The organism is Parendozoicomonas sp. 2304DJ65-17 (assembly GCF_058148445.1).
In genome coordinates this window covers 1-253 of sequence record NZ_JBYVJV010000069.1, presented here as the reverse complement: position 1 = coordinate 253, position 253 = coordinate 1, and the positions used below count along the sequence as shown (strand labels likewise).

The window sequence follows — 253 nt, the reverse complement described above, 5'->3', positions numbered from 1 at the left end:
CTCTAAAATATCAAGCCAGTTGGTAAGCTTGTTTACATGAAAAGCTTCAAGAGAATATTGATAGTCTTCTAAACTTTTATCGGCTTCGTAACAATGAATGTCATTTTCTGAAATGGAACCCACAAATGCTCCATTTTTAGTGACTGGAATATGAGAATAGGTAAGCTGGTTAAAAGTATTTTGTACCTCACTTACCTTTGTGCTTAATTCAAAGGGTAGAATGTCATTAATAATGTATTGGTGTGTTTTCACA

At 33.2% G+C, this 253-nt stretch carries 1 protein-coding gene; it reads right to left on the bottom strand.

All coding sequences use genetic code 11. The features are described from left to right. Positions 1-253 (bottom strand): hypothetical protein (locus ACY2RR_RS24565; RefSeq protein WP_490110831.1); only part of this gene is annotated, 253 nt, incomplete at both ends.